The 13425-nt window shown below is 50.1% G+C and carries 10 protein-coding genes; 9 read left to right on the top strand and 1 reads right to left on the bottom strand.

Annotated elements, in window-relative coordinates:
• Nucleotides 1-2: 2 nt before the first annotated feature.
• Entirely contained in the window at nt 3-722 is a 720-nt protein-coding gene (locus tag ACN0R8_RS05095; protein WP_417596367.1) for an FCD domain-containing protein, read from the bottom strand.
• Nucleotides 723-1332: 610 nt separating this feature from the next.
• Between ACN0R8_RS05095 and ACN0R8_RS05090 the strand changes: the two genes are divergently transcribed.
• The 9 genes from ACN0R8_RS05090 to ACN0R8_RS05050 all read left to right on the top strand — a co-directional run bounded on the left by ACN0R8_RS05090 (nt 1333) and on the right by ACN0R8_RS05050 (nt 13293).
• On the top strand, nt 1333-2406 hold the full coding sequence (locus ACN0R8_RS05090; protein WP_417595723.1) for a TRAP transporter substrate-binding protein: 1074 nt from the start codon (nt 1333-1335) through the stop codon (nt 2404-2406).
• A 223-nt stretch (nt 2407-2629) separates the two neighbouring features.
• Complete coding sequence (locus ACN0R8_RS05085) at nt 2630-3160, top strand: TRAP transporter small permease subunit (RefSeq protein ID WP_417595721.1); 531 nt, start codon at nt 2630-2632, stop codon at nt 3158-3160.
• A gap of 12 nt (nt 3161-3172) precedes the next feature.
• On the top strand, nt 3173-4558 hold the full coding sequence (locus ACN0R8_RS05080; protein ID WP_417595719.1) for a TRAP transporter large permease: 1386 nt from the start codon (nt 3173-3175) through the stop codon (nt 4556-4558).
• Between the two features lie 153 nt (nt 4559-4711).
• Nucleotides 4712-5572, top strand: coding sequence for a (Fe-S)-binding protein (locus ACN0R8_RS05075; RefSeq protein WP_417595717.1), 861 nt, complete (start codon nt 4712-4714; stop codon nt 5570-5572).
• Complete coding sequence (locus ACN0R8_RS05070) at nt 5562-7061, top strand: LutB/LldF family L-lactate oxidation iron-sulfur protein (RefSeq protein ID WP_417595715.1); 1500 nt, start codon at nt 5562-5564, stop codon at nt 7059-7061. Before ACN0R8_RS05075 ends, ACN0R8_RS05070 begins: the two co-directional genes overlap by 11 nt.
• Nucleotides 7061-7717 carry a LutC/YkgG family protein gene (locus ACN0R8_RS05065; protein ID WP_417595713.1) on the top strand — a complete coding sequence of 219 codons (657 nt, stop codon included), beginning with the start codon at nt 7061-7063 and terminating at the stop codon, nt 7715-7717. The genes ACN0R8_RS05070 and ACN0R8_RS05065 overlap by 1 nt, the downstream gene beginning before the upstream one ends.
• 80 nt (nt 7718-7797) lie before the next feature.
• Complete coding sequence (locus ACN0R8_RS05060) at nt 7798-10716, top strand: FAD-binding and (Fe-S)-binding domain-containing protein (protein WP_417595711.1); 2919 nt, start codon at nt 7798-7800, stop codon at nt 10714-10716.
• 155 nt (nt 10717-10871) lie between these two features.
• On the top strand, nt 10872-12761 hold the full coding sequence (locus ACN0R8_RS05055; RefSeq protein WP_417595709.1) for a methyl-accepting chemotaxis protein: 1890 nt from the start codon (nt 10872-10874) through the stop codon (nt 12759-12761).
• Nucleotides 12762-12801: 40 nt separating this feature from the next.
• Nucleotides 12802-13293 carry a universal stress protein gene (locus tag ACN0R8_RS05050; protein ID WP_417595707.1) on the top strand — a complete coding sequence of 164 codons (492 nt, stop codon included), beginning with the start codon at nt 12802-12804 and terminating at the stop codon, nt 13291-13293.
• Nucleotides 13294-13425: the final 132 nt, after the last annotated feature.

Genomic DNA, 13425 nt, shown 5'->3' with positions numbered 1-13425 from the left:
CGTTACACCGGCTGGGTTTGTGCCCGGCGAAGAGAGCGTTCAACACGCGTTTCCTGGCGGCTCATTTCCAGCAGGCTGTCCTCGACAAAGACCAGGTGTTCATGGGCCATTGCCCGTGCTTTTTCCGGGTTACCTTCCATGATGGCATCGTACATCGCTTTATGCTGATCGAGGAGAACCGGGCGGGATTCTTTTCTTTCAAACAGGTTTTTCAGATTGGCGACAATACTTTTTTCCAGCATGTTAAACAGGCCCCGCAGGGTGTGTAGCAGTACGACATTGTGGGCGGCTTCAGCAATTGCCATATGAAATTCAGCATCGACCTTTGCTTCGAGAACCGGGTCGTTTTTTTCGTAAACCTGCATCAGGTTGTTGAAACGCTTGGTCAGCATCTCTTTATCGGCTTCGGTACTGCGCATGGCCGCGTAGTACGCTGATATGCCTTCAAGAGCATCGCGGAACTCCAGCTGATCATAAAGAAACTCGTTGTGTGAGCTAAGTAGATCTTGCAGAGGATCGGTAAACGAGGTGCCCAGTTGTTCGGAGACATAGGTGCCACCGCCATGACGGCTGAATAGAAGGCCTCGGGCAACCAGTTTCTGAATGGCTTCACGCAGGGAGGGACGTGAGACTTCAAACTGGGTTGCAAGCTCCCGCTCCGGTGGCAACTTCTGCCCCGGTTTAAATGTTCCTTCAAGAATCATGCTTTCCAGTTGCTGCATGATGATGTCAGAAATCTTGGGTTGTTTAACCCGGCGGTAGTTGCTGCTTTCCACGATTGGTAAACCTAAATGGGCTGCTATGCAGTCAGCGGGTGAATATAAAAGGCTGCAGGATGATCCTGGTTAGTGTTTGACGGCCTTACTTTTATGCTCTGAAACAGTTGATTGAAATTGGTAATACCAATGCTAGTTATAATCTCAAGAACTGTCAAATGCGGTGTTTGTGCTGATTATAGAGCCCATCACTAATCGGGATTGTCAAAAAAGAGAATATTTCTGTATGCCGTCGTTATTAAGTATTAATAAAGCCTATTTCAAAGCTATGCTGGTGAATATTCTTGTTTCTTTCTTTCTTTTGGCACCATTACAGAGCAAAACAGGCGATATGAGTTGTATTGTGGTGCAACGAGATTTGACAAAAGGCAGAGAAGGTCACTATCTTTGCTGTCAGAGTCTTGTAAATTGGTTTGACCAATTTGATTCTGTAGAGGATACATCGGAAACATGCACATGCTGTTGGCTGCAATAGTTGCAGATTGCCGTTATGGGCAGGGCAGAGTATTCCGGTGACTGATAACAATAAACAAATCCAAATGCTCGGGAATCGATCATGAAAAAAATAATGAAAGCCACCCTGACGGCTGCTTCCGTGTCCGTTGCTCTGGCCGGTATTGCGCTGGAAGCTCAAGCTGCCGATAAAAAAATTCTTTTGAAAGTGCCGGTGGCATTTGCAACCAGTCTGCCGGGCCTTGGCTCACCTATTCCTAAAGTGGCTGAGCAAGTGAAGCTGGTTTCCAATAACAGTATTCGTATGAAAGTTTATGAGCCGGGCAAACTGGTGGCTCCGTTTGAAATTCTGGATGCGGTTTCCCGCGGTAAAATTAATGCAGGCTATACAACGGCTGGTTACTGGGCGGGTAAGATTCCTGCTTCTCCAATATTTTCAGCGGTTCCTTTCGGTCCTGATGCTGGTGAGTACATGGCGTGGATGTACTACGGTAACGGCTTGAAACTGTATCAGGAGATGTATGACCAGGCGGGCTATAACGTAAAAGTCCTGCCTTGTGCGATTAACCCACCGGAAACATCTGGCTGGTTTGCGAAGCCGATTGAAAAACCGGAAGATTTACAGGGTCTGCGTATGCGCTTCTTTGGCCTGGGTGCCAAAGTGATGGAAAAACTGGGTGTTTCTACGTCTCTGCTGCCAGGTTCAGAAATTTTCCCGGCGCTGGAAAAAGGTGCAATTGATGCCACTGAGTTTTCCATGCCCGCTGTTGATACTCGCGTAGGCTTCCACAAAATTGCCAAATATAACTACTTCCCTGGCTGGCATCAGCAGTCAACGATATTTGAGCTGTTGCTGAATAAGGACACTTGGAATCAGATGTCAGAGTCTCAGCAGGCTGTGATGAATCAGGTGTGTAAGGCATCCATGGCTGACTCCTTTGCAGAAGGTGAGGCGAAGCAGTTTGCTGTAATGAAAGAGAACGTTGAGAAGAACAACGTGAAAATTATGAAATGGAACGACACTATGCTGGAAGCTTTCCGGACAGCATGGGTTGATGTTGCCAAGGAAGAAGCAGCCGATGACGCCTTTTTCAAAAAGGTGTGGGATGACCTGAACGGTTTCCGTGAAGACTACAAACTATGGGGTAGTAACGGTTACCTGCCGCGCCAGAAGTAACCTAATGAGTCAGGCTCGGCACCATTATGCTGATGCCTGAAGTACCGAGGCACCAGAGGTTCACCTCTGGTGCCTTAACCCAATAAGGGGGAAGTGCTTAGTAATCTGTCCTGTGATTGAATAAAAGCGCCTTGCCTGTCGGTTTTACCGGCAAGAGGTTAATCAAATCCGGCCTTATTATTAGTGCCATCAATCCCCCAAAGATGTTTTCAGGAGCGTGGCTGTGTCTCACACAACGTCCTCTCCCAAGGTGAATGTGCCTCTGGCTGATTTTTTGGACAAAATAGTCCTGTCAGCGGGCAAAGTTTTCGCTTGGGCTTATGTCGTGCTTATGGCGGTCATTATTGTGCAGGTTGTTCTGCGTTATGGCTTTAATCATGGTCTTGTTGTGCTGGAGGAGCTGCAGTGGCATCTCTATGCCGTTGGTGTGATGTTTGGTATCTCCTATGCTCAAGTGACCAATTCTCATATTCGGGTTGATCTTTTCCACGCGCGGCTAAGTCGTCGAGCTCAACATCTATGGGAAATTTTTGGCATTCTGTTTCTGATGTTTCCCTTTATCTATGTGGTGTTCGACTCCAGCCTGCCGTTTGTTTATGACTCCTGGCGAATCAATGAAAGCTCAGCATCTCCAACGGGTTTACCCTATCGCTGGATTATTAAGTCTGTGATTCCGCTGAGTTTTGGTTTGTTGTTTCTGGCTGGTCTGTCACGCCTGATGCGTGATGTGGTTGGTCTGATAAAAGGTGAATAAGGGGTTCGTCAGATGGAAGTAAATGAGATTCTTGTCATCGCGATGTTCCTTAGCTTCATCGCGTTGCTGTTCACCGGTTTTCCGGTGGCATTTGTTCTGGGTGGCGTTGGTGTAGCGTTTGCCTTTATTGGTTACCTGTCAGATATCTATCTGGACACCTTTACAGGGCTGGATATGCTCACCCTGAGTTTGGTGGTGAACCGAATATATAAAATCATGGATAACTGGGTCATGGTGGCCCTGCCCATGTTTATCTTTATGGGTATCATGCTGGACCGTTCCGGTGTGGCAGAAAAGCTGATGAATTCGATTCAGCAGTTGTTTGGCCGTGTCCGTGGTGGCTTAGCGATTACTGTGACCCTGATCGGTATTATTCTGGCGGCCTCCACCGGTATTGTTGGCGCGTCTGTTGTGCTGCTGGGACTGATGTCGCTGCCTGCGATGCTGGAGCAGAAATACTCCAAACCGTTGGCACTGGGCACCATCGCTTCTGCCGGTACACTGGGCATTCTGATTCCACCATCCATCATGCTGGTGATTATGGCGGATCAGCTGGCGCTGTCCGTGGGTGATCTCTTCATGGGCGCGGTTATTCCAGGTCTGATGCTGGGCTTTATGTATGTCATTTTTATTCTGTCCGTCGGTATTTTTAAGCCTTCGGCAGCACCTTTGCCTGCGGATGCTAAGCCGGTTGAGATGAAGATGATTCTGGCGGTGTTCAAAAGCATCCTGCCTCCGGTAGCGCTTATTGTGGCGGTTCTGGGTTCGATCTTTGCCGGTATTGCCACGGCAACAGAGGCTTCCGGTGTTGGTGCGCTGGGTGCGACCCTACTGGCATGGCACAACAAAAAGCTGAATCTTAAAGTCTTTAAAGAAGTGGCGCAGGGATCGTACAACACCACGGCTTATATCTTTGCGGTATTCCTGGGTGCGACCTGTTTTGCTCTGGTGCTGCGAGAACTGGGTGGTGATGAGCTGATCGAGCATTGGCTGACGAGTCTGCCATTTGGTACTTACGGCATTATTGCCTGTGTACTGGCGATCATCTTCCTGCTGGGGTTCTTTCTGGACTGGATCGAGATCACTCTGATTGCGCTACCTTTGCTCGCTCCTGTGATCTCTGCTCTGGGCTTGGATATTGATGGTTACGGCGTTGTGGATAATCCTGAGCTGGTTTGGTTTGTGATGTTAGTGGCGATGGCCTTGCAGACGTCCTTCCTGACACCTCCCGTGGGCTTCTCTATCTTCTACCTGAAAGGTGTTTGCCCTCCGGATGTAAAACTGTCTGATATCTACAAAGGCGTTGTGCCTTTTATCATGATTCAGCTACTGGCACTGGCAATTATCGTTGCCTGGCCTGAATTGGTGTTGTGGCTTCCAGCTATGGCATATGGTTAAGCTGCAGAGTGATTAAAGCCTGCTCTCGCCTGAGAGCAGGCTGCCGGATGTATTAAGCATCTCTTTATCTTTTGTAGGCTCAGTGCTTGCCGCCCTGATCAGTGATAAACCTGACAGAAATATAACCTCAAGGACACAGTGCCGGCATCCCGAATGCCACAACGGCCTGACTTACCAGGATGCTACGACATAAATAGCACTGCTCCGGCAGAGCTGAATAATACGAGTGATTTAGCGATGAGCAGTATTAAGCTTTATCCCCCAAAGCCTAAGAAGGTTTACTTCTTTGGTACTTGTCTGGTGGATCTTTTCTATCCTGATGCCGGCATGGCCGGTATCCAGCTGTTAGAGCGTGAAGGCATCGAGGTTATTTTTCCTCAGGATCAGACCTGTTGTGGTCAGCCTGCTTATACCTCGGGTTATCACGATCAGGCCCGTGAAGTAGCGGCGGCTCAGTTGGCGCTGTTTCCTGAAGACTACCTGATCGTACTGCCGTCCGGCTCCTGTGCCGGCATGATGCGAGAGCATTATCCTGAACTGTTTGCTGGTTATCCTGAAGAGGCATTGGCGCAAGAGATTTCGGGCCGTATTTACGAGCTGACGGAATTTTTACTGCATGTCTGTCATATGCAGATTGAAGATAAAGGTGAGCCGATCAGGGTTGCCATGCATACTTCCTGCAGTGCCCGCCGTGAGATGGGCCTGGGCGATGTCGGCCCGTCACTGTTGGGAAAAATGGCCAATGTTGAAGTGGTTGAACAGGAACGGATGAAAGAGTGCTGTGGCTTTGGCGGTGCCTTCTCGGTGCGACACCCTGAAATATCCGAAGCGATGGTGACCGATAAAGTCGCAGCGATTGCTGCCACCGGTGCTGACGCCATGATCACCAGTGACTGTGGCTGTATGATGAATATTACCGGTGCGGCAGAGCAGATGGAAAACCAAGGGCAGGATAGCAATTTTAAAGGTGAGCATATCGCCAGTTTTCTTTGGAGGCGCTGTCATGGGTCATGATGCATCAGCTCAGCAAAATGGTGTCGGGGAGTTCCACCCCAGAGTGCATGACGCCATTACCAATCCGCAGATTCGGGCCAACTTTCGTAAGGCGATGGATGGTCTGATGGAGAAACGCCAGCAGGCATTTCCGTCCACGGATGAGCTGGAGCGCACCCGTGAACTGGCCGCCGCTATCCGTCTGCGCGCTTTATCCAAATTGCCGGAGCTGCTGGAAAAGCTGGAAGCGAACCTGATCGCTCAAGGCATCAAGGTACATTGGGCTGAAAACGGCGACGAAGCCTGCAAAATTATTCTCGATATTTGCAACGAAAAAAATGCCAAAAGCGTTATCAAGGGTAAGTCCATGGTCAGCGAAGAGATGGAGCTGAACCACTATCTTGAAAAACACGGCATCGAAGCGCTGGAATCCGATCTGGGTGAGTATATCGTCCAGCTGGCGGAAGAAACACCGTCCCATATCATTATGCCGGCGATTCACAAGAATACGGACCAGATCTCTGATCTGATGCACGAAAAAACCGGCACCCAAAAATCCCGTGATGTGGAGTACCTTACCGCAGAAGCCCGGCAGCAGTTGCGGGAGCGCTTTGAAAAAGCCGATGTGGGTGTTTCCGGTGTTAACTTTGCCGTAGCGGAAACCGGCACCCTGTGCCTGGTGGAAAACGAAGGGAATGGCCGTCTGACCACCACGGTTCCGCCGGTTCATATCGCCGTAACCGGTATCGAAAAGGTGGTGGAAAATCTGGAGGACGTTGCGCCTCTGCTGTCACTTCTGACCCGCTCCGCCACCGGTCAGCATATTACGACTTATTTCAATATGATCTCCAGCCCGCGTAAAGAGGGCGAACTCGATGGCCCGGAAGAGGTGCATCTGGTACTGGTGGATGGCGGCCGCTCCAATATCTACCAGGATGATGAGCTGTTAGATACGTTGCGCTGTATTCGTTGTGGTGCCTGTATGAACCATTGTCCGGTGTACACCCGCATTGGCGGCCATGCATACGGTCACACCTATCCGGGGCCGATTGGTTCTATTCTGATGCCACATCTAGTGGGTATGGATGATGCCAAAGACCTGCCTAGTGCCTCCTCATTATGCGGTGCCTGCGGTGAAGTCTGTCCGGTGAAAATTCCGATTCCTAAGTTGCTGGTGCGTCTACGTGAAGAATCCGTAGCGGGGGATCACCGTCACGACAATTCCGTTGTAAAAGGGCGCGGTACCAAGCGCAAAGGAATGGAGCCGCTGATCTGGAAAGGCTGGGCAAAAATGCATAAGCATGGCGGCTTGTACCGCTCTGGAACAGGTATTGCCACGGTTCTGTGGGGTTTGCTGCCGGACGCCCTGTTAAGTAAAGGCATGGGCGATTGGATGAGCTGTCGTACCATGCCAAAGCTGGCGAAAACGACACTGCATCAGCGGATGAAGGTCCGTCAGCAGGAACAGGCTTCGGACAACAAGAAACAAGAACGCGCAGGAGATCTGTGATGAGCGCCCGTGATGCTATTTTAAATCGTCTGCGTCATCGCCGTGATGGTGCTTTGACCGCTCCTGTCAGTGACTTTTCCGCAGTAACGGAGAAGCAGTGGAGTGACAGTGAAAAGCTGGACCTTTTTCAGCAGAAGATCGAATCGGTGCACGCGGAAGTGTATCGGGTCAGTAAAGATAACTGGCTGGAAAAACTGAAAGAGTTGTTAGTCGAGAAGCAGATAAAAAATCTGCTTACACCTCAGAAATCCCCGGTGGGCCGGGAGGTGCGTGCTTATCTGGCCGATGGTGCTGTTGATTTACCAGTCTATGATCAGCCTATTGAAGGCTGGAAAGCGGAACTCTTCTCCGGTGTTGATGCTGCCATTACCGATGTACGTAGTGCTATTGCCGAGACCGGCACTCTGGTACTTTGGCCGGATAATGACCAGCCCCGTCTGATGACGCTGGTGCCACCGATTCATTTCGCCGTGGTCGATGCAAGCCAGTTGAAAAACACCTTCCATGAGGTGATCGTGTCAGAAGATTGGGTATCGGAAGGTATGCCAACCAATGCACTACTGATCTCTGGTCCATCCAAGACCGCAGATATTGAGCAGACACTGGCCTATGGCGTACATGGCCCGAAAGAACTGGTCGTACTGGTGCGCCAGTAACCAAACCTGAAAGACCAAATTAGAATAACTTAGAAACGTGCCATCAGCGGCCATGATTATTGATGCAGGGTGAGACCACAATGAAGCAGGCCTACCAAGAGCTGTATAACGAACTGAGCGGATTTATCAGTCAGGAGCGTCTGATCCATGACGAGTTACGCACACTGGCTTACGGTACCGATGCCAGTTTTTACCGGCTGATTCCCCAATTGGTGGTGCGGGTTGATAGTGAGCAGGAGGTGATCGCGGTATTGAAAGCGACAGCTGCCCGCCAGCTACCGGTAACCTTCCGTGCTGCGGGAACCAGTCTGTCTGGTCAGGCGGTGACTGACTCAGTGCTGATTCAGCTGAGCAGTAACTGGCGCGGTTATCGTATTCATGACCAGGGTGATTCGGTTTCTCTACAGCCCGGTGTGATTGGCGGAAAAGCCAATCAGCTGCTGGCACCTTACCAACGTAAGATCGGCCCTGATCCGGCTTCTATTAATGCCGCCATGATCGGTGGTATTGCCGCCAATAATGCTAGTGGTATGTGTTGTGGCACCGCCCAGAACAGCTATAACACAGTTGAACATATGCGGGTGATTATGGCGGATGGCACTTTATTAGATACCGCCGACGAAAGTAGCTGTAAAGCCTTTGAGCAGAGTCATGCCGGTCTGTTGGCTGAGTTGAAAACATTGGGCGAAAAAACCCGCGATAATCAGCAACTGGCCGACCTGATCCGCCATAAATACCGACTGAAGAACACCACGGGCTACAGCCTGAACTCTCTGGTGGATTACAGCGATCCCTTTGAGATTCTGAAGCACCTGATGATCGGCTCTGAAGGTACTTTAGGCTTTATCAGCGAAGTGACCTACCGCACGGTGATCGAGCATCCACTGAAAGCCGCAGCGATGATCTTCTTTCCGGATATGGAATCCACCTGTCGTGCAGTAACCGCAATGAAGCCAACTCCAGTGGCTGCGGTTGAGCTGATTGACCGTGCCGGCCTGCGTGCTGTGGAAGACAAATCGGGCATGCCGGAGATTCTGAAAACGCTGGGTGATGACGCTGCGGCCCTTCTGGTGGATGTCCGGGGTAGTGAGCGTGACGAGCTGGAACAGAAACTGGCGCAAGTGACAGCGGCGATTACCGATATTGAAACCGTCGCGCCTATCGAATTTACCGAAGACAGCGCCACTTATGATCTCTACTGGAAGATCCGTAAGGGGCTCTTTCCTGCGGTGGGTGCCGTACGTATGACTGGCACCACGGTGATTATCGAAGATGTTGCTTTCCCTATTGAACAGCTGGCAGAGGGCGTACAGGAGCTGCAGCAGGTGTTCCGCAAGTACGGCTACGATGAAGCGCTGCTGTTCGGTCACGCGCTGGAAGGTAATCTGCACTTCGTCTTTACCCAGGGTTTTGACGACCCGGAAGAGATCACACGCTATCAGCAACTGATGGATGATGTGGCGAATCTGGTGGCGGTGAAGTATAAGGGCTCATTGAAAGCGGAACACGGCACCGGCCGCAATATGGCGCCCTATGTGGAGCTTGAATGGGGTAAAGATGCTTATGATCTCATGTGGCAACTCAAAGCACTGTTTGACCCAGGCCATCTGCTGAATCCGGATGTGATTCTCACCCGCAACCCGAATCTGCACCTTGAAAATCTCAAGCCTCTGCCTCCGGCTGACTCCCTGATTGATAAGTGTATCGAGTGTGGTTTCTGTGAGTCCTCCTGCCCATCCCGTAATCTCAGTCTGACACCCCGTCAGCGCATCGTGATCTGGAGAGAAATTAATCGCCTTGAAGATACTGCTGATCAGGGCGGGAGTGGTCAGCAGGAAGCTGAGCGTCTGAAAGAGCTGGTTAGTGAGTACGACTACCAAGGTATTGATACCTGCGCGGCTTGCGGGCTTTGTGAGATGAACTGCCCGGTTAGTATCAACACCGGAGACCTGACCCGAAGCCTTCGCCATGAACGTAACAAAGGCTACGCGGGAACTGCTAAATGGATCGCGGGTCACTTTGAAACGGTTGCCAACACCTCCCGTACCATGCTAAAGGTTACAGATGGAATGCATGCTTTAGTCGGCAGTAAGAATATGTCGACCATCACATCTATGGCACGTAAAGTGTCCGGAAATCGTGTGCAGCAGTGGACACCGTCCATGCCTAAGGCTTCGCCTAAGATTGATGATATCTTAAAGCGTATGCCGATGCGTCAACCGGAAAAACGTCTGCAGGGGGACGTGACTGAGGCTTCCTTAACAGAGGGAAGGCAAGGTCTTACGGATGATAACCGGGTCGTTTATCTGCCCAGTTGTGCGACCCGGATTATGGGGGCTGCGCGTCATCAAGGTGAGGACAGATCCACACCGGAAGTTACCATAAGCCTACTGAATAAAGCAGGCTTTGAGGTAATCTTCCCTGATCGTCTGGGTGATCAGTGCTGCGGTATGCCATTTCAGAGTAAAGGCCAGTTTGATGCTGCTGCTGTGAAAGCCGATCAGTTGAATAAAGCTCTGCTGTCCGCAACCGACAATGGGCGATATCCGGTGTTTTGTGACACCAGTCCCTGCCTGATGCAAATGCGAGAAAAACTGGATAGCCGTCTGCGCTTGCATGAACAGGTCGAATTTATTTATGACTTTGTTCTGCCCCGCCTGACAATAGCTGTTAAGAAAGATCGTATTGCGCTGCACGTTACCTGCAGCACCACCAAAATGGGACTGGCTGATAAATTTCTCGCACTGGCGAAAGCGTGTGCTGATGAAGTTATTACACCACCGGATATCACCTGTTGTGGCTTTGCCGGTGATAAAGGTTTTTCTCAGCCGGAGCTGAACGCTTCAGCCTTGAAGGATCTGTCGGATGCGGTAGCGACTTGCGATGAAGGTTATTCCAACAGCAGAACCTGTGAAATAGGTTTAAGTGAACATAGCGGTATTCCGTATCAGTCTATTATCTATTTAGTGGACCGCTTGAGTACTGCAAAAGCGGTTTAATGTTTTAATGGTTCAATGGTTGTTGTTCTGAAATGTGTGTCTAAGGAAAGATCATCGCTGGGTTTCCGGTGCAGCCTGTACAGTTGCATTGGGTGCCTTCTGATCCCTAAAAATAAAAAATATCGCCTGTGTAGGCATAAAAAGGAGCTCTGGCAATGAGTTTTAACCTCTCATTACGTCAAAAGCTTATCGCAGTTGTCCTAGGTGTTGTTCTGGGTATTAGCTCGATGGGTCTCTATTCTATTATCAGTCTGGGTTTGCTGACCGGTGCATCTGAACATGTGATGCGTCTCGGTCATGTAACGCAGCAGGTAAGTAATCTTGAAGTCCAGTTACTGCAATTTTCCAAACTGCGGGAAACCGCGAACGAAGAAACCATCAGCGCTATCGATAACGCTCTTGGCGGACTGAAAAGTAATGCTATCAATCAGCTCAACTCGGCGGCAGTCAATCTGGAAGATGACAGAGCGAAATCTCTGCTGTCAGATACAACCACCCAGCTGGCCCCTTACCTTGAGACATTGGATCAGTGGCTTCAGGTTCGAAAGAGTTATGGTCTCAGTGCCCAGAGTGGTGAGCTGGGGCAACTGGAAGAACATTCCGCTGCCTTGCTCAGTGAGATCGAAGTGTTTGGTTCTTTTGCTGCCCGTTTACGGGAAATTAGAGCCAAAGAGAAAGATTTCCTGATCTATCCGACAGAGGAGCAGGGTAGTGTGGTACAGGCTTCTGTGGATCAGCTGCGTACCGATATTCGGGCGATGGCCTTTGATGATCTCTTTTTCCCTTTTGTCGATAAGTATGAAGCAACCCTGCATAAAGTGATGGCGATGCGAACAGAGTTGGCGGCGCTTGATTCCAGGCTGGCAGATCATCGCCAAAAGATCTCAGATCAGATGCAGCAGAGTCGTGTCTATCTTGAACAGAATCTGCTGGTAAAAGCTCAGCAACATGCGACTGAAGCGGCGGCGACGGCCCGTTGGTCAATTATTTTAGGTAGCGTGCTACTGGCGGTTGTTATCGGTGCGATTGTGGCTTCTGTGGCCGTATCCATCAGCCGTAACGTGAAGCAAACTCTGGAAGTGCTTAGTGAAATTGCCAGAGGTGATCTGACTCATAAGATGGCAGAGAAGGGTAGCGAAAAAGATGAATTTCGCCATCTTGCGGTAGCGACCAATACCATGACTGGTGGTTTAAATGATGTGATAAGCCACCTTGTACAGAGTAATAGTGAGCTAAAGCAAACGGCTGACAGTATGGATGCCTCTGTGCAGCAGATTGTTGATGGTAGTAGCTCTATTTCATCCCGCAGTAGCTCTCTGGTTGCTGCCACTGAAGAGATCAGTGCTACAACAGATCAGGTTGCTGATACCACTCAGCATGTCAGTGATTCAGCTAATGCTGCATTTGAAACAGCCCATCAAGGTGCTCAGGTGATAGGCCAGGCGATTCAGGCCCTTGCTGATGTTGCTGAGGTTGTCGATCAGGCCAGCAGTTCCGTTGAAACCCTGGGAGCCCGCTCAAAAGAGATTGATGTGGTGATTGACCTGATTGTTGGTGTTGCCGAGCAAACCAACCTGTTGGCATTGAATGCTGCTATTGAAGCAGCCCGTGCTGGTGAGGCGGGTCGCGGTTTTGCTGTGGTCGCTGACGAGGTTCGAACACTGGCAGAGCAAACAGTGAAAGCGACCACGGATATTACAGAGAAAGTGGAAGCGATCCAGAATGATACTCAGTCTGTGATTAATGCAATGCAGCAGAGTCGTAGTCGGGTTGAGCAGGGACGAAAACTGGGTGACCAGGCTGTAGAAGCGGTACGGGCCATTGAGCAACAAACCCGTGATGCAGCCGATCAGACTCAGGAAATTATGAATGCAGTACGTGAAGTGGCCGAAACAACCAGCCAGATGGCTCGTGATATGGATCATATTGCCCACGAAATTGGGCAAAATCATGAAGCAACCGGGCAAATTGTATCAGCCAGTCGTGCCGTGCACGAGCGTGCCGCGCAGCTGGAAGCACTGAGTGCTCGCTTCAGAATACTTTAGACCGCTTTGAACTGTCTGAACTATAAAAGGAAAGGTGCCTATGCTTCCGGAAATTAACACCATCGTATACGCCACAACGTTGGGTAAAAACACACGACCTGTGTTTCGCCATGCCGTTAACCTGGCGCGTCAATACAAGGCCCGTATCATCATGGTGCATGCTTTGGAGCCGGTGAGTGAATTTGGTCATGCGATCATTGAGCACTATCTGCCAAAAGAAGCACTGGAAGAGATTCATGGCCAGGGAATGACCCGAATCCGGGATACTATGCAGGCGCGTGTGGCTAAGTTCCGGGATGAAGAGTTGGATGGTCTACCAGATGCTGGCGAGCTGGATGTGCAGATTCTGGTTGATGAGGCTAATCCTGCCGAACTGGTACTGCGTGTGGCTAAAACTGAGCAGGCGGATCTGATTGTGATTGGCTCTCACAGCCATCACGGCATGTTTGGTCAAAAGCTTTTGGGCGATACTGCACAACAGATAGGTATGCATACCAAAATACCGGTACTGTTAGTGCCGAATGATCTGTAGCTCTCTTTTTTAGACATTCATTATCCATCGAAAGAATGAATTTCAGGCCGGAACAACAGTTATTAACGACTGTTTATTCCGGCTTGCTTTCATGCTCAGGTTTTCTCTCATTTTGTCATTTGCACAGTTTGC

The organism is Oceanospirillum sp. (assembly GCF_048265165.1).
Classification (GTDB): domain Bacteria; phylum Pseudomonadota; class Gammaproteobacteria; order Pseudomonadales; family Halomonadaceae; genus Oceanospirillum.
Note: the sequence above shows the minus strand (reverse complement) of the source record. Positions and strands in the feature narration are given on the sequence as shown.

Coding starts and splice junctions, on each gene's coding strand:
- ACN0R8_RS05095 (WP_417596367.1), bottom strand. CDS start 722: ATGCAGCAACTGGAAAGCATGATTCTTGAAGGAACATTTAAACCGGGG.
- ACN0R8_RS05090 (WP_417595723.1), top strand. CDS start 1,333: ATGAAAAAAATAATGAAAGCCACCCTGACGGCTGCTTCCGTGTCCGTT.
- ACN0R8_RS05080 (WP_417595719.1), top strand. CDS start 3,173: ATGGAAGTAAATGAGATTCTTGTCATCGCGATGTTCCTTAGCTTCATC.
- ACN0R8_RS05075 (WP_417595717.1), top strand. CDS start 4,712: ATGCCACAACGGCCTGACTTACCAGGATGCTACGACATAAATAGCACT.
- ACN0R8_RS05070 (WP_417595715.1), top strand. CDS start 5,562: ATGGGTCATGATGCATCAGCTCAGCAAAATGGTGTCGGGGAGTTCCAC.
- ACN0R8_RS05065 (WP_417595713.1), top strand. CDS start 7,061: ATGAGCGCCCGTGATGCTATTTTAAATCGTCTGCGTCATCGCCGTGAT.
- ACN0R8_RS05060 (WP_417595711.1), top strand. CDS start 7,798: ATGAAGCAGGCCTACCAAGAGCTGTATAACGAACTGAGCGGATTTATC.
- ACN0R8_RS05055 (WP_417595709.1), top strand. CDS start 10,872: ATGAGTTTTAACCTCTCATTACGTCAAAAGCTTATCGCAGTTGTCCTA.
- ACN0R8_RS05050 (WP_417595707.1), top strand. CDS start 12,802: ATGCTTCCGGAAATTAACACCATCGTATACGCCACAACGTTGGGTAAA.